This is a genomic window from Streptomyces bambusae (assembly GCF_020532645.1).
GTDB lineage: Bacteria > Actinomycetota > Actinomycetes > Streptomycetales > Streptomycetaceae > Streptomyces > Streptomyces bambusae.
The window spans coordinates 1-23590 of the sequence record NZ_JAJAUZ010000100.1; the positions used below are offsets into that span (position 1 = coordinate 1).

At 73.5% G+C, this 23590-nt stretch carries 21 protein-coding genes; 11 read left to right on the forward strand and 10 right to left on the reverse strand.

Annotated features, from left to right (window positions below):
- A partial coding sequence (locus LG634_RS35895) for an outer membrane protein assembly factor BamB family protein (protein WP_226740499.1) occupies window positions 1-1202 on the forward strand: 1202 nt, incomplete at its 5' end.
- A 207-nt stretch (window positions 1203-1409) separates the two neighbouring features.
- Here the strand turns inward: LG634_RS35895 and LG634_RS35900 are convergent.
- Window positions 1410-2033 carry a hypothetical protein gene (locus LG634_RS35900; protein ID WP_226740501.1) on the reverse strand — a complete coding sequence of 208 codons (624 nt, stop codon included), beginning with the start codon at window positions 2031-2033 and terminating at the stop codon, window positions 1410-1412.
- 167 nt (window positions 2034-2200) lie between these two features.
- Between LG634_RS35900 and LG634_RS35905 the strand changes: the two genes are divergently transcribed.
- A complete protein-coding gene (locus LG634_RS35905) occupies window positions 2201-2809 on the forward strand; it encodes a hypothetical protein (RefSeq protein ID WP_226740503.1) in 609 nt (202 codons plus the stop codon).
- 27 nt (window positions 2810-2836) lie between these two features.
- On the opposite strand, the gene LG634_RS35910 is transcribed toward LG634_RS35905, so the two are convergent.
- The 3 genes from LG634_RS35910 to LG634_RS35920 are packed head-to-tail and all read right to left on the reverse strand — an operon-like array spanning window position 2837 to window position 5297.
- Window positions 2837-3625, reverse strand: a complete 789-nt coding sequence (locus tag LG634_RS35910) for an enoyl-CoA hydratase/isomerase family protein (protein WP_226740505.1) — start codon at window positions 3623-3625, stop codon at window positions 2837-2839.
- Entirely contained in the window at window positions 3622-4134 is a 513-nt protein-coding gene (locus LG634_RS35915; protein ID WP_226740507.1) for a Zn-ribbon domain-containing OB-fold protein, read from the reverse strand. The genes LG634_RS35910 and LG634_RS35915 overlap by 4 nt, the downstream gene beginning before the upstream one ends.
- 11 nt (window positions 4135-4145) lie before the next feature.
- Window positions 4146-5297, reverse strand: a complete 1152-nt coding sequence (locus LG634_RS35920; protein ID WP_226740509.1) for a lipid-transfer protein — start codon at window positions 5295-5297, stop codon at window positions 4146-4148.
- A gap of 98 nt (window positions 5298-5395) precedes the next feature.
- Between LG634_RS35920 and LG634_RS35925 the strand changes: the two genes are divergently transcribed.
- Window positions 5396-7042 (forward strand): FadD3 family acyl-CoA ligase, encoded by a 1647-nt coding sequence (locus tag LG634_RS35925; RefSeq protein ID WP_226740511.1) that lies wholly within the window; start codon window positions 5396-5398, stop codon window positions 7040-7042.
- A 44-nt stretch (window positions 7043-7086) separates the two neighbouring features.
- Here LG634_RS35925 and LG634_RS35930 read toward each other — a convergent pair whose 3' ends face one another.
- Window positions 7087-7905 carry a L,D-transpeptidase family protein gene (locus LG634_RS35930; protein ID WP_226740513.1) on the reverse strand — a complete coding sequence of 273 codons (819 nt, stop codon included), beginning with the start codon at window positions 7903-7905 and terminating at the stop codon, window positions 7087-7089.
- Between the two features lie 78 nt (window positions 7906-7983).
- Between LG634_RS35930 and LG634_RS35935 the strand changes: the two genes are divergently transcribed.
- The gene (locus tag LG634_RS35935) at window positions 7984-8424 is read left to right on the forward strand and encodes an NUDIX hydrolase (RefSeq protein WP_226740515.1); all 441 of its coding nucleotides are present in this window, start codon (window positions 7984-7986) and stop codon (window positions 8422-8424) included.
- A gap of 69 nt (window positions 8425-8493) precedes the next feature.
- Here the strand turns inward: LG634_RS35935 and LG634_RS35940 are convergent, their stop codons facing one another.
- Entirely contained in the window at window positions 8494-9714 is a 1221-nt protein-coding gene (locus tag LG634_RS35940; protein WP_226740517.1) for an amidohydrolase family protein, read from the reverse strand.
- Window positions 9715-9922: 208 nt separating this feature from the next.
- On the opposite strand from LG634_RS35940, the gene afsR reads away from it, so the two are divergent.
- From afsR to LG634_RS35955, 3 genes are all read left to right on the forward strand, one after another.
- Complete coding sequence (gene afsR / locus LG634_RS35945; protein WP_226740519.1) at window positions 9923-12925, forward strand: SARP-family global regulator AfsR; 3003 nt, start codon at window positions 9923-9925, stop codon at window positions 12923-12925.
- Window positions 12926-13126: 201 nt separating this feature from the next.
- Entirely contained in the window at window positions 13127-13363 is a 237-nt protein-coding gene (locus LG634_RS35950) for a hypothetical protein (RefSeq protein WP_226740521.1), read from the forward strand.
- 229 nt (window positions 13364-13592) lie between these two features.
- Window positions 13593-14303 (forward strand): class I SAM-dependent methyltransferase, encoded by a 711-nt coding sequence (locus LG634_RS35955; protein WP_226740523.1) that lies wholly within the window; start codon window positions 13593-13595, stop codon window positions 14301-14303.
- Window positions 14304-15224: 921 nt separating this feature from the next.
- On the opposite strand, the gene LG634_RS38380 is transcribed toward LG634_RS35955, so the two are convergent.
- The 4 genes from LG634_RS38380 to LG634_RS35975 all read right to left on the reverse strand — a co-directional run bounded on the left by LG634_RS38380 (window position 15225) and on the right by LG634_RS35975 (window position 18840).
- Window positions 15225-16523, reverse strand: a complete 1299-nt coding sequence (locus tag LG634_RS38380) for a transglycosylase family protein (RefSeq protein ID WP_308072750.1) — start codon at window positions 16521-16523, stop codon at window positions 15225-15227.
- A gap of 159 nt (window positions 16524-16682) precedes the next feature.
- Window positions 16683-18140 carry a CHAP domain-containing protein gene (locus LG634_RS35965; RefSeq protein ID WP_226740525.1) on the reverse strand — a complete coding sequence of 486 codons (1458 nt, stop codon included), beginning with the start codon at window positions 18138-18140 and terminating at the stop codon, window positions 16683-16685.
- Between the two features lie 217 nt (window positions 18141-18357).
- Window positions 18358-18636, reverse strand: coding sequence for a hypothetical protein (locus LG634_RS35970; protein WP_226740527.1), 279 nt, complete (start codon window positions 18634-18636; stop codon window positions 18358-18360).
- Between the two features lie 3 nt (window positions 18637-18639).
- Entirely contained in the window at window positions 18640-18840 is a 201-nt protein-coding gene (locus LG634_RS35975) for a hypothetical protein (protein WP_226740529.1), read from the reverse strand.
- A gap of 274 nt (window positions 18841-19114) precedes the next feature.
- Between LG634_RS35975 and LG634_RS35980 the strand changes: the two genes are divergently transcribed.
- The 4 genes from LG634_RS35980 (at window position 19115) to LG634_RS35995 (ending at window position 23412) form a co-directional block, all read left to right on the forward strand.
- On the forward strand, window positions 19115-20104 hold the full coding sequence (locus tag LG634_RS35980) for a helix-turn-helix domain-containing protein (RefSeq protein ID WP_226740531.1): 990 nt from the start codon (window positions 19115-19117) through the stop codon (window positions 20102-20104).
- A 261-nt stretch (window positions 20105-20365) separates the two neighbouring features.
- On the forward strand, window positions 20366-21328 hold the full coding sequence (locus LG634_RS35985) for an LLM class F420-dependent oxidoreductase (RefSeq protein WP_226740533.1): 963 nt from the start codon (window positions 20366-20368) through the stop codon (window positions 21326-21328).
- A 29-nt stretch (window positions 21329-21357) separates the two neighbouring features.
- Window positions 21358-22155: an SDR family NAD(P)-dependent oxidoreductase gene (locus LG634_RS35990; RefSeq protein WP_226740535.1), complete on the forward strand. Its 798-nt coding sequence runs from the start codon at window positions 21358-21360 to the stop codon at window positions 22153-22155.
- Between the two features lie 129 nt (window positions 22156-22284).
- Window positions 22285-23412 carry an LLM class flavin-dependent oxidoreductase gene (locus tag LG634_RS35995; RefSeq protein ID WP_226740537.1) on the forward strand — a complete coding sequence of 376 codons (1128 nt, stop codon included), beginning with the start codon at window positions 22285-22287 and terminating at the stop codon, window positions 23410-23412.
- Window positions 23413-23590 lie beyond the last annotated feature (178 nt).

Genomic DNA, 23590 nt, shown 5'->3' on the forward strand with positions numbered 1-23590 from the left:
GCCCGCCCGGCGGCTCGGTCGCCCCCTCCGCCGCCCCCGCGCCGGTGCCCAGCCCGGGCCCGGCGCCGGACAGCGGCCGCTGGCGGCCCTGGCGGTTCCGGATGTCGAACGAGGTGTGGGGCACCCCCACCGTCGACGGCGACCTGCTCTACGTCACCTCGTTCGAGGTGCACGCGCTGGACGTGGCCACCGGCCGCCGCCAGTTCAAGACCCGCGACGTCGCCTGGTCGATGGCGGTCGACGGCGGCCGCATCCACGCCTCCGACGGCCCCTCGCTGTACGCGCTGGATGCCGCCGACGGCAGCGAGCGCTGGCGGCTCCAGACCGACGCCTGGGTGTACGCCCTCAAGGCCGACCGCGGCACCGTCGTCACCGCCACCCGCGGCGGCGGCGTCCAGGCCTGGGAGGCGTCCTCCGGCCACAAGCTGTGGGAGATCACCGGGGTCCAGACCGACTTCGAGACCCCCGAGGCCGCCCCCGTCATCCACGACGGCTCCGTGTACGTCTGGCAGGACGCCCGGCTGCGCTCGCTGGAGGCCCGTACCGGCCGCGAGGAGTGGTCGTACCCGGTGGGCGACGCGGCGGCCTGCGGGAACGTGCCGGTGCGGGTGCTGCCCGCCCCGGACGGCAACACGTACATCGCGGCCGGTACCCGCGTGCTGTCCGTGGACCGCGCCTCCGGGCGGGTCCGCTGGCACTTCGAGGCGCCCGCGGTCTTCCTCGCCCCGCCGGCCTTCGCGCCCGGCGCGGCGGTCACCGGCGGCGGCGTCTACCTCGCCGACTACCTGGGCACCGTGTACGCGCTGGACGCGGCCACCGGCCGGGACCGCTGGCGGATCGCGACCGAGCCGCGCCAGTCGGCCGAACCGGTCCTGATCGCCGCCGGGAACGTGCACCTGGGCGCCGGCAGCGCCCTCTACACCCTGGACGCGGTCACCGGCACGCCGAAGTGGCGGTTCGCCGCGGGCGGCGAGATCACCGGTGCGCCCGCGGTCGCCGAGGGCCGGGTGCACTTCGGCTCGGCCGACCACTGCCTGTACACGCTGGACGCGGCCGGCGGCCAGCTGCGCTGGAAGCTGAAGACCGGCGGCGAGATCGCCGGTTCCCCGGTCGCCAAGGGCGGCGTGGTCTTCGCGTGCAGCAAGGACCGCTGCGTGTACGCCCTGGACGCGGCGAAGGGCACGGGGACCCGGACGGGCTGACACCACCCGCCCGGCCCCGCGTACGGGCGGGCCCCTGCCCGTCGAGGTCACTGCTTGTCGAGCGGGGGCCCCAGCGGGGGCCCGTGGGGCGGCCGGCGCCCGCCCGGGTCCGTGCCGTCCAGCGGGGCACCCAGCTCGGGGCCGTGGCCCTGCCAGGGCTGCTCCTCGGGCTCCCCGGTCGGCTCACCGGCCGCCTCACGGGTCGGCTCAGCGGCCGCCTCCCCGGACGGCCGGCCCGCGACGGGCCGGAGCATCGTCCGGGTCTGCTCCTGGTCCCCGGCGTCCCCGGCGTACCCGTCCGGACGGTCCGGACGGGTACGCATGGCCCTGCGCGCCGTCCTCGTACGGGCCGCCCGGGCCCGGCTCCGGCTCCCGCGCCGCCCCGTGCGGCGGGAGGGCGCGCCGGCTGCGGCGGCCGCGGCCGGTCATGACCACGGCGGCGAGGAGCAGCAGCACCCCGCCGCCGAACGCGTTCGCGACGCCCGGGCCCAGGCTCTGCCGGTCGCCGCCGACGCTCAGGCTGCCCGCGGCCTGCCCCTGCCGCACCATCCACAGCACCGTGAACCCCAGCACCAGCACCCCGGCGCAGGCCATCAGCACCCGCGACCGGCGGAAAACAGCCGCCACGGTGAGCACCGCGGCGATCGCGAAGGGCGTGAAGAGCGAGCCGGCCAGTGAGGCGTGGTCGAGGGTGATGCCTTCGCCGGAGAACAGCTCCTCGATCCGGTAGTCGCGGCCGTGACGGCCGTCGTACCAGGCACGGAAGGGGCTCCAGACGGCGGCCGTCGCTCCGATGAGCCCCATCAGCGAGCCGAGTGCGTTGCGGATCATGCTCGGCCTCCCGCGGGTCGGGCTCTCCTTCCGACGCTACGCCGGCCGACATGCCAGGGCACGTCGGCCCCCCTTCCGGTCCGGCCGGATCCTGATAGCGTGCCCGGCCGACGGCATGTACGAGACAAGTCGTGTACCAGACAATTCTTGAGGGGGAGGGGCGTCCCGTGTTCGGTCGACGCGTCAGACTGGCCGCCGTACTCGTCGCCGTGGTGCTCGCGCTGACCGGATTTTCGTCCGGCGGCAGCAAGGGCGGTGGCAGCAAGGGCGGGAGCAAGAGCCGCAGCAGCTCCGGAGGATCCGATTCGGGGTCCGGCGGCGGCTGCTCCAGCTCGAAGAAGAAGAACGGCAAGCACAGCGACAGCGACTTCGACGACGCCGGTACGGTCGCCTCGGGCGGCAGCGGCAGCGGCGCCCAGCCCACGGGCGGCACCGCCAACGCGTCCGGCTCCGCGGAGGGCCTGGTCAAGGTCGAGATCCTGAAGTGCGCCGGCCCGGCCTCCGGCAGGACCCGCGGCAAGCAGCGCCCCCGGACCACCTCCAAGGCCGAGACGGACTCCACCCTGCGCGTCACGTCCACCTCGAACGCCGCCCACACGTTCGTGATCGAGGTGGACTTCATGGGCGGCACGTCCGGCACCGCGGTCGACGAGAACACGCAGCAGATCACGCTGGACCCGTACGAGACCCGCGAGATCCGCGTCCCGATGGTGCACAACCGCCGGGCGAAGGACGTCAAGCGCTGCGAGATCGACGAGATCAGCCTGTTCAAGTAGGGGCGGCGGCCGCGGCCGCCGCCCCGGTCAGCGGATCCGGGGGGCGGCGGCCGGTCCGGAGCGGTCCTTCCGGGCCGCGAACAGCTCCGCCTGCCGCTCCGGGGGCAGGTTGCCCAGGGCGATCAGGTGCGGGGCGTGCGCCAGGGCCTGCGTACGGGCGGCCTCCCGGGCCGACCACAGGGCCCGCACCGTGCCCTGGACGGCCTCCGTCGGGTATCCGGCGATCACCTCCGCGCAGTGCACGGCGGCCGCCAGCTCGCCGCCCGGCGGCGTCAGCTCGGACACCAGCCCGATCTCGTGGGCGCGCCGGGCGGAGAGCCGTTCCGCCGTGCCCATCAGGGACATCCGGGCCGCCTCCCCGTACGGCATCCGCATCGCCATGCCGATCGATTCGTACGCGCTGACCATGCCGTAGTCGGTGTGCGGGTCGAAGAAGGCGGCGTTCTCGGAGGCGATCAGGAACTCGGCCTCGCCCAGCAGGTAGAAGGCCCCGCCGCAGGCCATGCCGTTGACGGCCGCCACCACCGGCTTCCACAGGTCGTTCGCCTTCGGCCCGATCGCGATCAGCGGATCGTCGATCGTGTACGGGGACGAGGGCTGGGGGACGTGGACCGAGCGGTCGATGCCGGTGCAGAACGCCTTGCCGCCGGCGCCCGTCACCACCACCGCCCGCACGGTGTCGTCGTGGCGGAACTCCTGCCAGGCGGCCGTCAGTTCGGCCGCCATCGGCAGATCGACCGCGTTGTGCCGGTCCGGGCGGTCCAGGGTCAGGACCGCCACCCCCGTCGCCTTGTCCCGCTCCACCCGCAGGCTCATGACCGCTCCAGCAGCCAGCGCGGCACGACGGTGCCGCCCACCTCGGCGAACACCACCTGCACCTTCGCCCCGATCCGCAGCCGGGCCGGGTCCACCGAGTTCAGCGGTGCCCCTGCGGCCGCCACCAGGTTCCCCGCCAGCCGGATCCGAGGGGCGTCCGCCAGCTCCACCAGGATGACGTTGTACGGGGCCTGCGCGGCGTACGCGGGCAGCAGCGGCGGGTGCGGCCTGACGTACGACCAGATCCGGCCGCGGCCGCTCATCCGCCGCCATTCGCCGTCGAACGAACCGCAGTGCGGGCAGCACGGGCGGGGCGGGAAGCGCAGCCGGCCGCAGGACTCGGACGCGCAGGCCTGGATGCGGAGTTCGCCGCGCGCCGCGTACTCCCAGAAGGGGGCGCCGTCCTCGTCGGGGACGGGCAGGAGGAGGCCGTCGGGGGCGGTTCCGGCGGGGGCGGCGGCGGGGCCGCTCGTTCCGGTGCCGTCCGGGGTGTTCGTCGCGGTGGTCATCGGCTCGCTCCTCACGCGCGCAGCAGGATGGCGGAGGTCGGGACGCCCTCGCCCGCCGTGACCAGGCAGGTGGCGGCGTCCGGGACCTGGGCGGTGGAGGTGCCGCGCAGCTGCTTCACGCCCTCGTTGATCAGGTTGAAGCCGTGCACGTAGGCCTCGGAGAGGCCGCCGCCGCCCGTGTTGATCGGCAGCCGGCCGCCGATTTCGAGCGTGCCGCCCTCGGTGAAGGCGGCGCCCTCGCCGCGCCCGCAGAAGCCGTAGCCCTCCAGGGAGAGCGGGATCAGCGGGGTGAAGGCGTCGTAGATCTGGGCCACGTCCACGTCGTCCGGGCCGAAGTCGGCCTGTTTCCACAGGTGCCGGGCGGCGGTCCAGGCGGGGCCGGACAGCGGGTCGTCGTTCCAGTAGTTGACCATGCCGTGGTGCTGGGCGGGCAGGCCCTGCGCGACGGAGTGCACGTACACGGGCTTCTGCCGGCAGTCCCGGGCCCGCTCGGCGCTCACGATCACGCAGGCCAGTGCGCCGTCCGTTTCGAGGCAGTTGTCGAAGAGGCAGAGCGGCTCGCTGATCCACCGGGCGGTCATGTACATCTCGCGGGTCAGCGGGCGCTCGTACATCATCGCGGCGGGGTTCTGGTTGGCGCGGTTGCGGCAGGCCAGGGCCACGTTGAAGAGGTGGTCGCGGGTGGCGCCGTACTCGTGCATGTAGCGGCGGGCCAGCATGCCGATCTCGTCGGCGGGCCGCAGCAGGCCGAAGGGGCGGGTCCACTGGCCGGGGGTGGGCAGCTGCACGGCGGTGTTCTTCCACGGCCGCGGCCCGGAACCGCGCTTGCGGGACCGCCAGGCCACGCCCACGCTCGCCTGCCCGGTGGCGATCGCGGCCGCCAGGTGGCCCACGGTCGCGCACGAACCGCCTCCGCCGTAGCCGACCTTGGAGAAGAACGTGACGTCCCCGGCGCCGATCGCCTTGGCCACCTCGACCTCGTCGGTCTCCTCCATCGTGTACGAGGCGAAGGCGTCGACCTCGGACGGCGCGATGCCGGCGTCGTCGAGGGCCGCGAGGACCGCCCGGCAGGCGAGTTCCTTCTCGGTCTGGGGGAGGCGTCTGGCGAACGCGGTCTGGCCGATCCCCGCTATCGCCGTAGCGTCCTTGAGCCCTGCCGCCATCGCCACCTCCGAGTGCGCCGGTACTGACAGCCGCGAAGGCTACAGCTAATCTGACGGATAGTCAGCTAGCGGGTGTGCGGCGGGGAGGGACGTGCCACATGGTCGACGGGTGTGCGGGCGAGGAGCGGGGCGGCCGGCAGGTGGGGGCGGCGCGAGGGAACGATTCTCCCGAGGACCCGCGCGGGGACCTCCGCTGGGGCAGCGTCCCCGGTCTGGTCGCCGACGCCGCCGCCCGGTTCGCGGGCCGCGAGGCCGTCGTCGACGGGCGCACCCGGATCACGTACGCCGAGCTGGGCGAGCGGGTCGAACGGGCCGCGGCCGCCTGCATCGCCGCCGGGCTGGTCCCAGGCGACCGGGTCGCCGTCTGGGCCCCGAACGGTCTCGACTGGATCGTCAGCGCGCTCGGCGCGGTGTCCGCCGGCGCGGTCCTGGTCCCGCTGAACACCCGCTTCAAGGGCGCGGAGGCGGCGTACGTCCTGGAGCGCAGCCGGGCCCGGCTGCTGTTCGTGACCGGCACCTTCCTGGGCACCTCGTACGTGGCTTCGTTGCGGCGGGCGGCCGGCGAGGGGGCGGGGGAGGGGCCGCTGCCGGGGCTGCCGGACCTGGAGCAGGTCGTGGTGCTCGCGGACGACGCCCCGGACTCCTTCCGCACCTGGAAGGACTTCCTCGCCGCCGGTGCGGCCACTCCCGAGGAGGCGGTACGGGCCCGGGCGGCGGCGGTGCGGCCGGACGCGGCGTCCGACATCGTCTTCACGTCCGGCACCACGGGGCGGCCGAAGGGGGCCGTCATCACGCATGCGCAGACGCTGCGCTGCTACGCGATCTGGAGCGAGCTGGCGGGACTGCGGGAGGGCGACCGCTACCTGATCGTGAATCCCTTCTTCCACACCTTCGGCTACAAGGCGGGGATCATCGCCTGCCTGATGCGGGGCGCCACGATGGTCCCGCAGCCGGTCTTCAACGTGGACACGGCGCTCGCGAACATCACCGCGGAGCGGATCTCGGTCCTGCCCGGCCCGCCCACCCTCCACCAGTCGCTGCTGGACCACCCGCACCGGGACCAGTACGACCTCTCGGCCCTCCGCCTCGTCGTCACCGGCGCTGCCGTGGTGCCGCTGCGGCTGGTCGAGCGACTGCGGGGCGAGCTGCGCATCGGGACCGTGCTGACGGCGTACGGCCTGTCCGAGGCGAGCGGCATCGTCACCATGTGCCGGCAGGGCGACCCGGCGGGGGTGATCGCCGAGACGTCCGGGCGGGCGATCCCCGGCACGGAGGTCCGGCTGGTCGACGGCGAGGTGTGGGTGCGCGGCCACAACGTCATGCAGGGCTACTACGAGGATCCGGACGCGACGGCGGAGGCGGTGACCCCGGACGGGTGGCTCCGGACGGGCGACGTGGGCGTCCTCGATCCGGCCGGGAACCTGCGGATCACCGACCGGATCAAGGACATGTTCATCGTCGGCGGCTTCAACGCGTACCCCGCGGAGATCGAGCAGTGCCTCGGGCTCCACCCGGACGTCGCCGACATCGCCGTCGTCGGCATCCCGGACGCCCGGCTCGGCGAGGTCGCCAAGGCGTACGCGGTGCGCCGTGCGGGGTCGACCCTGACCGCCGACGACCTCATCGCCTGGTCCCGCCGCGAGATGGCGAACTACAAGGTCCCCCGCGAGGTCGAATTCCTCGCGGAACTCCCCCGCAACGCGAGCGGAAAACTCCTGAAGACCGACCTGCGCGCCCGTGCCTGAGCCGTGGCGGGCCGACGAGGACGCCGGCTGCGTCCCCCGGCGGGTCAGTGGCCGGCGGGGCCCATGACGACCACCGGGTGCCGGGCCGGATCCAGGGTCTCCAGGAGGGTCTTCATGGCGGACGCGGGGAGGCCCACGCAGCCCTGGGAGGGGCCGTCGTGGTCGACGTGGAGCCAGATGTTGCCGCCCTTGGCCTCGCCGTCCGGCTTGTCGGGGTTCAGGGGGGACGTGCCGGGGACGCGGTTGTAGTTGATGGCGACGACGTAGTCGAAGGAGCCGGTGAGGGGCTCGCCCTCGACGCCCCGCCCGGTGGCGGTGAAGGCCGGCCCGTGGTCGTACGGCAGCCGCGTCCCCGGCGGCGCCGGCAGCAGCCCGCCCGCATCGGTCAGCGAGAACACCCCCACGGGTGACTGCAAGCCCCCGTACGTCCGGTCCGCCGACCACCCCTTGGCCCCGTTCCGCGCCGGCCAACTCGGCCCCGGCTCCCAGTCCTCGGACCCCGCCACCGCCCGCGTGTACAGCGACGCCGTCGCGTACGAGGAGTCCGCCGCCACCCCCGTCACCAGCACCACCTGCCGCGCGGACGCCGGGATCGCCGCCCGCGTCGCCTCACTGATGTCCGGCAGCGCCCGCGGCCGGTGCGCCCCCCGGCCGGTACGGGGATCCGTCCCGGCGTGCGGCGGCGCCGCAGCCGACCGGTTGCGGGCGTCCGCACCGAGCTGCGCCGAGAGCTGGGGCGGCTCGCCGTCGTGGGCGGCGTACGCCCACCCTGCGGCGACCACGAGGACCGCTCCGGCGGCGGCCGTGGAGACCAGACGGCCGCGGCGGGAGCGGGGCATACGGATCCGCGCGTGCTTGCTCATTGACACAAACGGTACACATAGCAATGAATTGTCAATTCAGCGTTGAACCATGCCCGGCCGGGCATCTACCCTGCCCGGATGCGCACTCCACGGTCCGCCGCCCGGATAGTCGTCGTGTCGCCGGAAGGCAGTGTGTTCCTGTTCCGGGACGACCACCCCTACGTGGGGACCCACTGGCTGCCGCCGGGCGGTGGGATGGAGGCAGGGGAGACGCCCGAGGAGGCGGTCCGGCGGGAGTTGCAGGAGGAGACCGGCTGGACGGAGCCGGCGCCCGAGCGGCTGCTGTGCACCTGGGTGCACGACTTCACCCACCAGGGTGTGCCCACCCGCCAGTACGAGAACGTGTACGTCGCCTACGGCCCGCTCCGCGACCCGGTCCCGGAATCCCCCGGCCAGCACTGGCGGTGGCTCAGCCTGGCCGAGCTGGACGCCGTACGGGAGCCGGTGTGGCCGCCGCAGCTGGCGGACCTGCTGCGGGTGGACCGGCGGGAACCGGTCCACCTGGGTTTCGTCGGTTAGTCGTCGGTTGGTCGTCGGTTGGCGGTCGGGGCCGGCCGTGGGGGCCGGCCGTCGGGTCCGGGACGCCGGTCAGGCCCCCGCCCACAGCCCGTCGTCCGTCAGCCCCAGCAGCTCGATCGCGTTGCGCTGCACGATGCGGTCCACGACGTCGGCCGGCAGGTGGCCCATCTGCGCCTCGCCGACCTCGCGGGACTTCGGCCAGGTGGAGTCGGAGTGCGGGTAGTCCGTCTCGTAGAGGACGTTGCCGGCGCCGATCGCGTCCAGGTTGCGCAGCCCGAACGCGTCGTCGAAGAAGCAGCCGTAGACGTGCTCGGCGAACAGTTCGGACGGCGGCCGGGTGACCTTGTCGGCGACCCCGCCCCAGGCCCGGTTCTCCTCCCAGACCACGTTCGCGCGCTCCAGGACGTACGGGATCCACCCGATCTGGCCCTCGGCGTACATGATCTTCAGGTTGGGGAAGCGTTCGAACTTGCCGCTCATCAGCCAGTCGACCATCGAGAAGCAGCAGTTGGCGAAGGTGATGGTGGAACCGACGGCCGGCGGCGCGTCCGCGGAGGTCGACGGCATCCGCGAGGACGAGCCGATGTGCATGGCGATGACCGTGCCGGTCTCGTTGCACGCCTCCAGGAACGGATCCCACTCGTCCGTGTGGACGGACGGCAGCCCCAGGTGCGGCGGTATCTCGGAGAAGGCGACCGCGCGCACCCCGCGGGCCGCGTTGCGCCGCACCTCGGCGGCGGCGAGCCGGGCGTCCCACAGCGGGATCAGGGTGAGCGGGATCAGCCGGCCGCGGGCCTCGGGGCCGCACCACTCCTCGACCATCCAGTCGTTGTACGCGCGCACCCCCAGCAGGCCGAGTTCGCGGTCCTTGGCCTCGGTGAAGGTCTGGCCGCAGAAGCGCGGGAAGGTGGGGAAGCAGAGGGCCGACTGGACGTGGTTGACGTCCATGTCCGCGAGCCGGTCGGGCACCGAGAAGGAGCCGGGGCGCATCTGCTCGTACGTGATGACCTCCAGCCGGATCTCGTCGCGGTCGTAGCCGACGGCGGTGTCGAGGCGGGTCAGCGGGCGGTGCAGGTCCTCGTAGACCCACCAGTCGCCGATCGGCCCGTCGTCGCCCTTGGCGCCCATGACCGGGGCGAACTTGCCGCCGAGGAAGGTCATTTCCTTGAGGGGGGCGCGGACGATCCGGGGGCCGGTGTCGGCGTACCTCGACGGGAGCCGGTCCCGCCAGACGTGCGGAGGCTCCACGGTGTGGTCGTCCACCGAGATGATCTTCGGGAAGGTCTCCATGGCCCCACGGTAGCGCCGATCTGACGAACCGTCAGCTACTCTGACGGGCCCGGACCGGACCCGGCGGGAACGAGCCGGACGGGCTCCGGGAAGGCCCCGACCCCGTCGTGCCCCCGTGCGCCCCGGCCCTCCCGGGCTGACGCACCCGCCCGCGACAGGGCAGACTGGCCAGTGCGCACGCCGCTACGGAAGGCAAGGGGGGACACTGATGGACGGCACACCGGCCATTCCGCACCAGCGGAAGCACCCCGACACCACAGCCGACACCCCTCTCCCGCACCCCGCCGCCGGCGAAACCGGCGCCGGGGGCGCCCGGTTCGCCGTGCTCGGACCGGTCCGCGCCTGGCGCGGCGACGAGGCCCTGGCCTCCGGCTCGCCCCAGCAGCGCGCCCTGCTCGCCGCGCTCCTGCTCCGGGACGGCCGCACCGCCACCGCACCCGAGCTGATCGACGCCATCTGGGGCGAGGACCCGCCCTCGCAGGCGCTCGCCGCCGTCCGCACCTACGCGTCCCGGCTGCGCAAGATCCTCGCCCCGGGCGTGCTGGAGAGCGACGCCGGCGGATACGCCATCCGCACCTCCCCCACCGCCCTCGACCTCGGCGTGGCCCGCGGACTGGCCGCCGAGGCCGAACGCGCCCGCACCCAGGGCGACCGCAGCCGGGCCCGTGCCCTCCTGGGCAAGGCCCTTGCCCTCTGGGACGGAGAGCCGCTGGCCGGCGTACCCGGCCCGTACGCCGACTACGAGCGCACCCGGCTCACCGAGTGGCGCTTCCAGCTCCTGGAGACCCGCCTCGACCTCGACCTCGACCTCGGCAGCCACGCCGAGGCCGTCTCCGAGCTGACCGCGCTGACCGCCGCCCACCCGCTGCGCGAGCGGCTGCGCGAACTGCTCATGCTCGCCCTCTACCGCAGCGGCCGCCAGGCCGAAGCGCTGGCCGTGTACGCCGACACCCGGCGGCTCCTCGCCGAGGAACTGGGCGTCGACCCGCGGCCCCAGCTCGCCGAGCTCCAGCAGCGGATCCTGCGCGCCGACACCGAGCTGGCCCGGGCCGCCGAGCCGTCCCCGGCCGCCCCCGTCCTGGTCCGGCCCGCCCAGCTGCCGGCCACCGTGCCCGACTTCACCGGGCGGGCCGCGTTCGTCGACGAACTCACCGGGATCCTTACCGCCGACGGTACCGACGGCCAGGTCATGGCCGTCTCCGCCCTCGCCGGCATCGGCGGCGTCGGCAAGACCACCCTGGCCGTCCACGTCGCCCACGCGGCCCGGCCGCACTTCCCGGACGGGCAGCTCTACGTGGACCTCCAGGGCAGCGACTCCCGCAGCCTCGAACCGGAAGCCGTCCTCGCCGCCTTCCTGCGCTCCCTCGGGATCCCCGCCCACGCCATCCCCGACTCCGCCGCCGAACGCGCCGCGCTGTACCGCTCCACCCTCGACGGCCGCCGGGTCCTCGTCCTGCTCGACAACGCCCGGGACGCCGCCCAGGTCCGCCCGCTGCTGCCCGGCACGGCCGGCTGCGCCGCCCTCGTCACCAGCCGGGTCCGGATGGCCGGCCTCGCCGGCGCGCACCTCGTCGACCTCGACGTGATGAGCCCCGACGAGGCCCTCCAGCTGTTCACCCGGATCGTCGGCGAGGAGCGGGTGCAGGCCGAGCGGCAGGCCGCGCTCGCCGTCGTCGGCGCCTGCGGCTTCCTGCCGCTCGCCATCCGCATCGCCGCCTCCCGGCTGGCCGCCCGCCGCACCTGGACGGTCTCCGTCCTCGCCGACAAGCTCGCCGACGAGCGCCGCCGCCTGGACGAGCTCCAGACCGGCGACCTGGCGGTGAAGGCCACCTTCGAGCTGGGCTACGGGCAGCTCGAACCCGCCCAGGCCCGCGCCTTCCGGCTGCTCGGCCTCGCCGACGGACCCGACATCTCGCTGCCCGCCGCGGCCGCAGTGCTCGACCTGCCCGCCCACGACGCCGAGGACCTCCTCGAAGCGCTCGTGGACTGCTCCCTGCTGGAATCCGCCGCGGCCGGCCGCTACCGCTTCCACGACCTCGTACGGCTCTACGCGCGTGCGTGCGCCGAGCGGGACGAGCAGCCCCCCGCCGAACGGGACGCCGCGCTCTCCCGGCTGCTGGACTTCTACCTCGCCACGGCGGCCGGGGTGTACGCCCTGGAACGCCCCGGCGACCGGCTCGTCGCGCACCTCGCGCCGACCGGCTACCCGGGGCTCGTGCTGCCCGACCGGCACGCCGCCATGGACTGGCTGTACACCGAGGCGAACCCGCTGCTGGCCTGCGTACGGCAGACCGCCGTCCGGACCGGCGCGCCGGCGGACGAGCTGCGGCGGGCCGTGGACCTGCTGTGGGCGGCGAAGGACCTGCTGGAGTCGGGCGCCAACTCCCGGCAGTACGAGGCCGCCGCGCTGGCCCTGCGGGACACCGCCGTCGCCGCCGGCGACCCGCATGCCGAGGGCCGGGTCCGGACCACCCTGACCAATGTCCACCTGGTCGCCGGCCGGTTCGCCGAGGCCGACGACGAGGCCCGGCAGGCCACCGTGCTGGCCCGGGCGGCCGGGGACCCGGCGCCGCTGTGCTGGGCGCCGAACGACCGCGGGATCATCGCCCTGTACGAGGGCCGGCACGCGGACGGCGAACGGTACCTGCGCGAGGCCATCGAGAACTTCCACGCCGACGGCAACGACATCGGCGAGGCCAGTGCCCTGTGCAACCTGTCGCGGATCGAGGCCTCCCTCGGCCACCTCGGCGTCGCGATCGACCTCGCCGAGCGCGGGATCGCCCTGTACGACCGGATGGGCCTGACCCTGCGGCTGGCGAACGGCCGGTACGCGCTGGGCATCGTGCTGTCCCAGGCCGGCCGGCTCACCGAGGCGCTGGCCCAGCTGACCGAGGCGCTGGCGCTGTTCCGCGACAACCGGCAGCCGCTGTGGGAGGGCATCACCCACTACCGGATCGCCGAGGCGCACCTCGCCGCCGGGCAGGCCACGCTGGCGGCCTCCCATGCGGAACAGGCCATCGCCCTGCGGGTGATGGGCGGCGAATGGCGGCGGGCGTGCGTCGTGATGGTCCTGGGACGAGCCCTGCACCGGATGGGACAGACCGACCGGGCCCGGGCCTGCTGGGCCGACGCGGAAACGGTGTTCACGCAGCTCAAGTCGCCCGAACTGGCCACTGTACAAGCGCTGTTGGCGTCCGAGGTCGCGGCCTGAGTGACACGGGATCGTCCCGGTCCTGTTGCAGGACACCACGGTTTCCCGCGATGTCGGTGGCGTCCGGCATGATCCTGGGGCGGGGGCTGAACGGGGCGTTCATCGTTCGTTTATCGCCGTCCGCCACCATGAACGCACTGACCCGCTCGGCGGTCCTCGGGGGAATCGCCGAACGGGCCCGGATTATCTTCAGGAGTGACGATGACGACGACCGACAGCGCGAAGCCCGTACCCGGAGACGGCGACATCAAGCCGCTCGACAACCACGCCACCGGCGTGGACATCCGGACCCTGGACAACCACGCGACCGGCGGCCCGCTGACGGTCCCGGCGGGCGAACCGGCCGCCGAACCCGTCTCCGCCCCGGCCAAGAAGCCGGCCGTCGCGGGCGAGGAGCTCCAGACCATGGACAACCACGCGACGGGCCCGCGCCCGTAAGGACGTCGGCGGCCTTCGCCGGTCACGGGGGTACGGGGGTACCGACCGGCGGAGGCGCGAGGCCCTGAGGCGAGGTCCCGGGGGGCCCGGGGAACACCCGGGAAGAGGGGATCGCGTCGCAGGGAGCACGGAAACACGGGGGAACGGCGGCCGCGGTGGCCCGGAGGGGGAGCCACCGCGGCCCCCGCATGTCCGCGTGCAGGTGGGGGCTGCTGGCTAGGGTGGGGGCGTGTTCACCTCCGAGGGACCCACGCTGCGGGAGCTGGCCGTGCAGGCGCTGTCTTCCGTCGAGCACGGCTACGACCTGCTCGCGCCGAAGTTCGACCACACGCCGTTCCGGACACCGGACCGCTTCCTGACGGCGACCGCCGCCGCGCTGCGGGCGTACGGGCCGTTCGCGTCGGGGCTCGACGTGTGCTGCGGCACCGGGGCCGGGCTCGGGGTGCTGCGGGAGGCCGGGGCCGGGCGGATCACCGGGGTGGACCTGAGCGCCGGGATGCTGGCAGAGGCGCGGGCCGCGCATCCGGACGCCTCGCTGGTGCGGGCGGACGCGCTGGACCTGCCCTTCGAGGGGGCGTTCGACCTGGCCGTGTCCTTCGGGGCGTTCGGGCACTTCCTGCCGCGGGAGCGGCCGCTGCTGTTCGCCGGCGTGCACCGGGCGCTGCGGCCCGGGGGGCTGTTCGCCTTCCCGGTCGGCGCGCCGCTGCCGGTGCGGTCGCCGCTGTACTGGGCGACGCTCGGCTTCGATGCGGTGATGCGGGTGCGGAATGCGGTGTGGCGGCCGCCGTTCGTCATGTACTACCGGACGTTTCCGCTGGGCGGGGTCCGCGACGACCTTCGTGCGGCGGGGTTCTCGGTCTCGCTCACCCCGCTGGAGCCGTTCGGTCGCCGCCCGGACGGCACCCCGAACTGGCGCCTCCTCCTCGCCCACAAGCCGTAGCCCCCCGGGACCCGGCCCCGACCCCCCGCGCCTCAATCGCCGGCGGGGCTCGCTTTCGGGGCTCCGCCCCCTCACCCCGCGCCTCAATCGCCGGCGAAGCTCAAAGAACGGGGCTCCGCCCCGGACCCCGCGCCTCAAACGCGGGCGGGGCTCGCTTTCGGGGCTCCGCCCCCTCACCCCGCGCCTCAATCGCCGGCGAAGCTCAAAGAACGGGGCTCCGCCCCGGACCCCGCGCCTCAATCGCGGGCGGGGCTCGCTTTCGGGGCTCCGCCCCCTCACCCCGCGCCTCAATCGCCGGCGAAGCTCAAAGAACGGGGCTCCGCCCCGGACCCCGCGCCTCAATCGCCGGCGGGGCTCGCTTTCGGGGCTCCGCCCCCTCACCCCGCGCCTCAATCGCCGGCGAAGCTCAAAGAACGGGGCTCCGCCCCGGACCCCGCGCCTCAAACGCCGGCGGGGCTCGCTTTCGGGGTCCCGCCCCCTGCCCCCGCGCCCTAATCGCCGGCGGGGCTCGCTTTCCGGGCTCCGCCCCGGACCCCGGTCCTCAATCGCCGGACGGGCTGGAATTTCTCCTGCCCGGACCTCGGCTGCCCCAGCCGGCTGAGGGCGGGATTTCCCCTGCCCGAGCTTCGCCTGCGGGCTGGACGCGGCGGGGCGAAATCCAGCCCCGCCGGCGTTTGAGGCGCGGGGGTCCGGGGGCGGAGCCCCCGTTCTTTGAGCTTCGCCGGCATTCGAGGCGCAGGGTCAGGGGCTGCAGCCCCGTTCTTTGAGCCCCGTCGGCGATTGAGGCGCGAGGAACGGGGCGGAGCCCGTTCTTCGAGCCTCGCCGGCGTTTGAGGCGCGGGGTCAGGGGGCGGAGCCCCGACAGCGAGCCCCGCCGGCGATTGAGGCGTGGGGTGCGGGGCGGAGTCCCGGCGGTGGGGGTCAGTTGCGGGTGACCAGGGTCTGGGTGGAGCCGTCCGGCATGCCGGTCAGGGCTGCCGCCAGGGAGCCGAAGCCGGTGTTGCCCCAGCCCTGCCACGACCCGTTCGCGAAGCGGATGTTGTGGAAGGTGCTGCTGTCCGCGGCGGTGACCAGGATCTGGCTGTCCCCGTTGGGCATGCCCGTGATGGCAAGGCTCTTGGGCCAGTTGGAGATGCCGTCGACCGCACCCCAGCCCTGCCACGACCCGTCCGCACGACGGATGTTGTGGTAGGTCCGGCCGTCGTTGCCGACGGCCAGCAGCTGGCTGTCGCCGTTCGGCAGCCCTGCGATGGCCGGGACGCCGCCCTGGAAGGTGGCCGCGCCGCCCACTCCGCCGACCGCGTGCCAGCCCTGCCAGACCCCCGCCACCGTACGGAGGTTGTGGTACACGTTCCCGTCGGTGCCGACGATCAGGACCTGCATGCCTCCGTCCGGCATCGCGGCCGCGGCGATCCGCTGGGCCTGCCAGTCGCCGATCTGCTGCCAGCCCTGCCACGAGCCGCTCTTGAAGCGGGCGTTGTGGTAGATCTTGCCGTCGTTTCCGATGGCCATGACCTGGGCGTCGCCGTTCGGCATACCGGCGATCGCCTGGCCGCGGGCGCCGAACCGGGCGGCGCCGTTCGCGCCGTCGAGCGGGCCCCAGCCGGTCCACGAGCCGTTGCTGTAGCGGGCCGTGTGGTACAGGTTGCCGTCGCTGCCGGTGCCCAGGACCTGGACGGAGCCGTCGGGGGTCGCGGTGATGGCCTCCTGCCGGCCGTTGAAGAACGGGGCGCCGTCGTAGCCGCCGAGCGGCTTGAAGCCGGTCCACGAGCCGTCGACCTGGCGGATCGCGTGGTAGAAGTCGCCGGCCTTGCTCACCGGGGCGGTCGGGGTGGTGCCCGTCGGGTAGGGGTCGGCGTGGTCGTACGCCAGCCCGGCGGACTTTCCGCAGCCGCCCCAGGCCCCGGCCCCCTGGCCCGCGAGGATCTTCTCGGCGATCAGGATCTGCTGCTGCTTGGTGGCCTGGTGCGGATACGCGGCGTAGGTCCGGCCCCCGAAGGCGTCCCAGGTGGGCTTCATGATCTGGAGCCCGCCGTAGAGCCCGTTCCCGGTGTTGATGCTCCAGTTGTTCGTGCTCTCGCAGGCAGCGACCTTGTCCCAGGTGGCGACGGAGGCGGCCGAGGCGGATCCGGCCCCGAGCGCCGACAGCCCGAAGGCGGCGACGGTGACCGCGAGTGCGGAGACGGCCTGGAGGTGACGGGTACGGGCGGTGGCGGACATGGATGGTCTCTCTCGGTGGGGGCGGGGCTGGCGTCAGCCCCGCCGGGGTGTGGGGCGCAGGTTCCGGGGCGGGGTCCGGAGCGGGCCCCGGTTCGGGGTGGGACGGGGAAGGGGCCCGCGCAGCGGCTGCCGCCGCCGCAACGGGCCCCGCCCCAGGACTCAGCCGCGCGTGGCCAGCATCTGCGCGCTGCCGTCGCCCAGTCCGGCGATGGCGACGGAACGCGCGGCCATGCCGGTCATCCACCAGCCCTGCCACGACCCGTTCGCGTAGCGTGCCGAGTGGTACGCCTTGCCGTCGTTGCCGACGGCCAGCATCTGGGTGTCACCGCTCGGCATGCCGGTGATCGCGATGCTCGTCGCCGCGAAGCTCGCCGCGCCGCCGTAGCCGGCCGCCTTGCTCCAGCCCTGCCACGTACCGGCGGCGAAGCGGATGTTGTGGTAGACGTTGCCGTCGTTGCCGATGGCCAGGAACTGCGCGTCCCCGTTCGGGAGGCCCGCGACGGCGACGTCCTTCGCCTGGAAGGTCGCGGCACCGCCGAAGCCGTCCACGGCGTTCCAGCCCTGCCACACACCGGCCACGGAGCGGACGTTGTGGTAGACGTTGCCGTCGTTGCCGACGATCAGGACCTGCATGCCGCCGTCCGGCATCGCGGCGACGGAGATCTTCTGGGCGCTCCAGTCGCCGATCTGCTGCCAGCCCTGCCACGAGCCGCTCTTGAAGCGGGCGTTGTGGTAGATCTTGCCGTCGTTGCCGACCGCCATGACCTGGGCGTCACCGTTCGGCATGCCGGCGATGGCCTGGGTCTTGGCGCTGAACCTCGCCGCGCCGTCGACGCCGTTCAGGGGGGCCCAGCCCGTCCACGTACGGTCCTCGTAGCGGGCCGTGTGGTAGAGGTTGCCGTCCTTGCCGGTGGCCAGGGTCTGGGTGGAGCCGTCCGGGGTCGACGTGATGGAGGCCTTCGAGGCGTTGAAGAACGCCGCGCCCTCGTAGCCGTTCAGGGCGGCGAAGCTCTCCCAGCTGCCGTCGACGAGACGGGTGGCGTGGTAGACGTCGCCGGCCTGGCTGACCGGGGTTCCGGCGGGGGTGTCGGCGAGGCCCGAGGGGCCGATGAAGGCGAGGGCGCGGCCGGCTCCCACCGGGCTGGACTCGGTGCGCCAGTTGAAGGACGTGCGGAAGCGCACGCCGCCGCGCTCGTTGCCGCCGACGGTCTGGATGTAGTCGCCGTCGACCGCGACGACGATGTTCACGTGGTCGGCGTTGCCGTCGTTGAGGCTGCCGTCCTTGTCGTACAGCACGGCGTCGCCGACCTGCGGGGTGCTGTGGACGGTGCCCTTGCGCTTGCCGTAGTCGTAGATGCTGACCGCGGCCGGGGTGATGCCGGAGATGTCGGCACCGGCCTTGTTCCAGACCCAGCGGGTGAACTCGGCGCACCAGGCCGTCGGGTACTGGCAGTTGTAGTCGCCGCAGGTGTTGCCGACCTGGGCCCGGGCGATCTGCCCCACGGTCGGGGCGTCGGCGTTCGCGGTCACGGCGGGCAGGGCGACGACGAGCAGCGGGGCGGCGGCGGCCGCGGTGAGCACGGCGGAGAGGGTGCGGGAGAAACGGCGCTTGGACATGGGTGTCTCCAGGAAGGAGGGCGGTCCCGGTGGACGGGGCCGGCGCAGGGGTCTCGGAAGGTGTGGTGCGGACCGCCCTCGCGGGGGCGGGAAGAAGAAGGCGGGCGGACGACCCGGGTCGTGGACGGCTGCCCTGCAGGAACAGCGGTCGGGGACGGGGCGTACGGCCTGCGCACGAGGGTGCGCGGGGGCCTGGCGACGGGGTGCCGCGGCGGAGTCAGGCCGGGTGCTCGGGGGCGAGTGAGTACCCGCGGAGGGCGCCGGCGGCCAGTGCGTCGTTCAGGAGGCTCCGGGCCTGGGCCCGGGCGGTGGTGTCGCAGTCGGCCCGTACGAACATCGCGACGTTCAGTCCGTGGGCGATCGGTCGGATCCGCACGTGTTCCAGTGCGTGCGGCGGCCTGGCGTGGGCCCAGAGGACGTCCTGGAGGAGGCCGGCCTCCCGGTCGGTCCCGGGCGTCAGCCCCTCGGTGGTGAGGGGCAGGTGGACGAGGAGCACGGGTCAGTCCCAGCCGATGCCGTTGGCCACGACGGATCCCTTCGTCGGGGCCGCGGCCTGCGCCACGGTCGTGTGGCCGGCGGAGTCCCAGCCGATGCCGTTGCCGGTGGCGTCCCACCCGATGCCGGCACCGGCCGCCAGTGCGCCGCCCAGCAGGGCGGAGGCGACGGCGGTGGTGATGCGGCGCGTGGTGGTGTTCGACATGGCGGTGCCCCCGTGGATGCGAAGTGGTGGTGGGTTACCCGGTCTGGCCTGGGGTTTTCGTTCCCCGCCGTTCCGGTGAGCACCATCCTGCTGGGCCTGGAACCCCGGCGGAAGGGATTCGGTGCGGCACCAAACTGCCTGGCAGGTTGGTGCCACATCCGGCCGGAAGACCGGGTTCCGGGGGTGGGTCTGTTGCATGCTCGGACAGCGGTTGCAATGATCATGAAATCGGGGCGTACGGCATGCCCCGGAACCAGTCGGGGGGCTGCGAAGCATGCTGGCAGTGATGGGGTTGGACGCCACGTCGGAGACCGTCTACCGGGCGCTCCTGGCCGATCCGCAGGGCGGGGTGGCCGACCTCTGCCGGCGGCTCGACCTGCCGGAGGCGCGGGTCCGGCAAGCCCTGGACGAGCTCGCCGACCTGGAGCTGCTGCGGGCCTCCCGGGACCGGCCCGGCGCGTTGCGGCCGGTCAGCCCGGAGGTCGGGCTGGAGCTGATCCTGCGCCGCCAGGAGGCGGAACTGCTGCGCCGGCAGCAGGAGTTGGCCGAAAGCAAGGCGGCCGCGGCTCAGGCCGTGGCCGAGTACGCGGAGCTGCGGCCGGTCGGCGGCAGCGGGGACGGCACGGAGCGGCTGGTCGGGCTCGACGCCATTCAGGGCAAGCTGGAGATGCTGGCGCGGGACGTCACCCGCGAGTGCCTGTCGGTGATGCCGGGCGGGGCGCAGTCCCAGGCCAGCCTGGACGCGTCCCGGCCGCTGGACGACGACGCGATGCGGCGCGGGGTGTCGCTGCTGACCCTGTACCAGGACAGTGTGCGCAACGACCCGGCGACGCTGGGGTATGCGCGGTGGATGACGGAGGAGGGCGGGCTGGTCCGCACCTGTCCGGTGCTGCCGCCGCGCATGCTCGTCTTCGACCGGGAGGTGGCGGTCGTCCCCATCGACCCCGGGAACACGCGGGCGGGTGCGCTGTGCACGCGTGAGCCGGGGATCGTGGCCTCGCTGATCGCGCTCTTCGAGCAGACGTGGTCGTCGGCGGTGCCGTTGGGGGCGGACCAGCCGCAGGACCGGGCGACGGGGCTGAGTCCCGGCGAGCGGGAGTTGCTCTCGCTGCTGGCGGGTGGGCTGACGGACGAGGCGGCGGGGAAGCGGCTGGGGATCTCGCTGCGTACGGTGCGGCGGCAGATGGCCGCCCTCATGGAGCGGCTCGACGCCTCGAGCCGCTTCGAAGCGGGCCTGAAGGCCGCCCAGCGCGGCTGGCTGTAGCCGCCCGCGACGCCGCCCCGCACCCCGGTCCTCAATCGCCGGACGGGATGGTCTTCCCCCGCCCGGCTGCCGGGCGGGGCAAAGTCCAGCCCCGCCGGCGTTTGAGGCGCGGGGTCCGGGGCGGAGCCCCGAAGTCGACCGGGCCCCGCCTGCCGCGCAGCCGGCGGCAGTCCCGGATTCGGCCGGGAAGACCGCAAGGGGGTTGTCTGACGAGAAGTCAGGTTCGAGGATGAGGGCGTCCTTGAAGTGACGGATCGTCAGATGAGGGTGGTGGGGCGGGTGCGGGTGTTCGCCGAGGGGCGGCTCGTCTACGGAATGCAGCTGCCGGTTCAGTCGCAGAGTTCCATCTACGCGGAGCCGTGGGAGCGGGAAGCCGGCCCCGCAGACCTCGTGGAGATCGCGCGCGCCGCAGAGGCGGCAGGGTTCGGCTACATCGCCTCGTGCGACCACGTCGCCATCCCCAGGCGCCTCGCCGCAGCCATGAGCACGACCTGGTACGACCCCGTGGCCACGCTCGCCTACATCGCCGCCGCCACCCACCGCATCCGCCTCCTCAGCCACGTCGCCGTGGTGGCCCTCCGGCACCCCCTCGTCAGCGCCAAGCAGTACGCCACCCTCGACCACCTCAGCGGCGGCCGCCTGATCCTCGGTGTCGGCGCCGGCCACGTGCAGGAGGAGTTCGAGGTCCTCGGTGTGGACTTCGAGCACCGCGGCGCGCTCCTCGACGAATGCCTCGACGCGCTGAAGGCGGCGCTCGGCCCGGAGGAGTACCCCGAGTTCGACGGCCCCCGCTTCCCCTTCCGCGACCTCGGCCAGCTCCCCCGCCCCGCCCAGCCCCGGGTGCCCGTCTGGGTCGGCGGCTCCTCGCCCGCCGCCGTGCGGCGCGCCGCCGTCCGTGGTGACGGCTGGCTCCCGCAGGGCGACCCGCGCGACAAGCTCCCCGCCCAGCTCGACCGCATCCGCCGCCTGCGCGCCGAGGCCGGCATCGACGCCCCGTTCGAGTTCGGCGCGATCACCGAGGCCCTGTACGTCGGCGAACCCGGCTGGGACACCGGCCGCCGCACCCTCACCGGCAAGCCGGAGCGGCTCGCCGAATCCCTCCGCGGCTACGCGGACCTCGGCATCGACCAGATCCAGGTCCGCTTCCGCAGCCGCGACCGAGCCGAACTGGTCGACCAGATCGCCGCGTTCGGCGCCGAGGTGGCCCCCCACCTCAACGCCTGACCCCCACACGGACCCCGAAGGGAATCGCCATGGGCAAGCTGGACGGACGCGTCGTCGTCATCACCGGCGCCGCACGCGGCCAGGGCGAGCAGGAGGCCCGGCTGTTCGCCGCCGAGGGCGCACGGCTGCTGCTCGGGGACGTCCTCGACGAGCAGGGCGCGCAGGTCGCGGAGGACATCGCCAAGGAGGCCGGCGCCGACCGGGTGCGCTACGTACGCCTCGACGTCGGCAGCGAGGCGGACTGGGCGGCCGCGGTGGCGGCCGCGAAGGAGTCGTTCGGCCGGATCGACGGCCTGGTCAACAACGCCGGCATCCTCCGCTTCAACGAGCTGGTCTCGACCCCGCTGGAGGAGTTCGAGCAGGTCATCCGGGTCAACCAGATCGGCGCGTTCCTCGGTATCAAGGCGGTGGCCCCGGAGATCGGGGCGGCCGGCGGCGGCACCATCGTCAACACGTCCTCGTACACCGGCCTGACCGGCATGGCCTTCGTCGGGGCGTACGCGGCGACCAAGGCGGCGATCGTCGGACTGACCCGGGTCGCCGCGCTGGAGCTGGCGGCGAAGGGCATCAGGGTCAACGCGATGTGCCCGGGCGCGGTGGACACGCCGATGGCGAACCCGGCGCTGCTGGACCCCGCCGGGCCGTCCCCGGAGGCGACGGAGGCGATGGCGGAGCTGTACCGGCGGGTGGTGCCGCTGGGGCGGGCCGGGCAGCCGGCCGAGGTGGCGCGGCTGGCGCTGTTCCTGACCGGGCCGGACTCCTCGTACATCACGGGGCAGCCGTTCGTGATCGACGGGGGGTGGATGGCGGGCGTGAGCGTGCTCTGAGCGCGCCGGCCGGTCCCGCCCCCACCCGCATCTGATGGTTCGTCAGGTATTGACGGTTCCCGCGCCCGGTGGAACAGTCGGGCTCAACGATCTGACGGTCAGTCAGAAACAGAAGGACGGTGAACCCCCTTGGAATTCGGTCTCTTCGTGCAGGGATACGTGCCAGAGGCGCGGTCCAAGGTCGACCCGGAGGCGGAGCACAAGGCGCTGATCGAGGAGACCGAGTACGTCATCCAGGCCGACAAGTCCGGCTTCAAGTACGCCTGGGCCTCCGAGCACCACTTCCTGGAGGAGTACTCCCACCTGTCGGCGAACGAGGTCTTCCTCGCGTACCTCGCGCACGCCACCGAGCGGATCCATCTCGGCTCCGGCATCTTCAACCCGCTCGCGCCGGTCAACCACCCGGTGAAGGTGGCCGAGAAGGTCGCGATGCTCGACCACCTCTCCAAGGGGCGCTTCGAGTTCGGCACCGGGCGCGGTGCCGGCAGCCACGAGATCCTCGGGTTCCTGCCGGGCGTCACCGACATGAACCACACGAAGGAGATCTGGGAGGAGACGATCGCGGAGTTCCCCAAGATGTTCCTCCAGGAGGAGTACGAGGGGTTCCAGGGCAAGCACTGGTCGCTGCCGCCGCGGAAGGTCTTCCCCAAGCCGTACGGGAAGGCGCACCCGGCCATGTGGTACGCGGCCGGGTCGCCGTCCTCGTACGCCATGGCCGCCAGGAAGGGGCTGGGGGTGCTGGGCTTCAGCGTGCAGAAGGTCTCCGACATGGAGTGGGTGCTGGAGCAGTACAAGACGGCGATCCAGGAGGCGAAGGCGATCGGGGCCTTCGTGAACGACAACGTGATGGTGACGTCGACGGCGATCTGTGCGGAGACGCACGACAAGGCGGTCGAGATCGCGGTCAACGCGAACATGAACCGCTTCCAGTCGCTGGTGTTCCGGTACCACGACACGTTCCCGCGGCCGGAGGCGATTCCGCAGTGGCCGGAGATCCTGCCGGAGTACAACGCGGAGATCATCGAGCTGCTCATCGCCGAGGAGCTGCTGATCTGCGGCGATCCGTCGGAGGTGCTCGCGCAGTGCAAGCGGTGGGAGCAGGCGGGGGCCGACCAGCTGTCCTTCGGTCTGCCGACCGGGGTCTCGTACGCCGACACCATGAACACGATCAAGCTGATCGGTGAGCACGTGATCCCCGAGATCGATACGGATCCCGTCCACCGCACCACCCGGTTCCGCCAGGCCGCGGGCTCCTAGCCCGCTCCTTGACCGGGGCGGCGTCTTCCCGGACCGCCGCCCCGACGGGCCGGGGTGAGCAACGGCCTGCCACCCCGGCCCCACCCCTGGCTCCGCGCGGGGCCGTCCATACCGGGCCCGGCAATCCCAGCCCCTCCGGCGCTTGAGGAGCGGGTCCGGGCGGAGCCCGGGGGCCTGC

What these genes read in the sequence shown, in the direction of transcription:
- LG634_RS35900 (WP_226740501.1), bottom strand. Translation starts at nt 2,033, where the DNA reads ATGATCCGCAACGCACTCGGCTCGCTGATGGGGCTCATCGGAGCGACG.
- LG634_RS35910 (WP_226740505.1), bottom strand. Translation starts at nt 3,625, where the DNA reads ATGAGCCTGCGGGTGGAGCGGGACAAGGCGACGGGGGTGGCGGTCCTG.
- LG634_RS35915 (WP_226740507.1), bottom strand. Translation starts at nt 4,134, where the DNA reads ATGACCACCGCGACGAACACCCCGGACGGCACCGGAACGAGCGGCCCC.
- LG634_RS35920 (WP_226740509.1), bottom strand. Translation starts at nt 5,297, where the DNA reads ATGGCGGCAGGGCTCAAGGACGCTACGGCGATAGCGGGGATCGGCCAG.
- LG634_RS35925 (WP_226740511.1), top strand. Translation starts at nt 5,396, where the DNA reads ATGGTCGACGGGTGTGCGGGCGAGGAGCGGGGCGGCCGGCAGGTGGGG.
- LG634_RS35930 (WP_226740513.1), bottom strand. Translation starts at nt 7,905, where the DNA reads ATGAGCAAGCACGCGCGGATCCGTATGCCCCGCTCCCGCCGCGGCCGT.
- LG634_RS35935 (WP_226740515.1), top strand. Translation starts at nt 7,984, where the DNA reads ATGCGCACTCCACGGTCCGCCGCCCGGATAGTCGTCGTGTCGCCGGAA.
- LG634_RS35940 (WP_226740517.1), bottom strand. Translation starts at nt 9,714, where the DNA reads ATGGAGACCTTCCCGAAGATCATCTCGGTGGACGACCACACCGTGGAG.
- afsR (WP_226740519.1), top strand. Translation starts at nt 9,923, where the DNA reads ATGGACGGCACACCGGCCATTCCGCACCAGCGGAAGCACCCCGACACC.
- LG634_RS35950 (WP_226740521.1), top strand. Translation starts at nt 13,127, where the DNA reads ATGACGACGACCGACAGCGCGAAGCCCGTACCCGGAGACGGCGACATC.
- LG634_RS38380 (WP_308072750.1), bottom strand. Translation starts at nt 16,523, where the DNA reads ATGTCCGCCACCGCCCGTACCCGTCACCTCCAGGCCGTCTCCGCACTC.
- LG634_RS35965 (WP_226740525.1), bottom strand. Translation starts at nt 18,140, where the DNA reads ATGTCCAAGCGCCGTTTCTCCCGCACCCTCTCCGCCGTGCTCACCGCG.
- LG634_RS35975 (WP_226740529.1), bottom strand. Translation starts at nt 18,840, where the DNA reads ATGTCGAACACCACCACGCGCCGCATCACCACCGCCGTCGCCTCCGCC.
- LG634_RS35980 (WP_226740531.1), top strand. Translation starts at nt 19,115, where the DNA reads ATGCTGGCAGTGATGGGGTTGGACGCCACGTCGGAGACCGTCTACCGG.
- LG634_RS35985 (WP_226740533.1), top strand. Translation starts at nt 20,366, where the DNA reads ATGAGGGTGGTGGGGCGGGTGCGGGTGTTCGCCGAGGGGCGGCTCGTC.
- LG634_RS35990 (WP_226740535.1), top strand. Translation starts at nt 21,358, where the DNA reads ATGGGCAAGCTGGACGGACGCGTCGTCGTCATCACCGGCGCCGCACGC.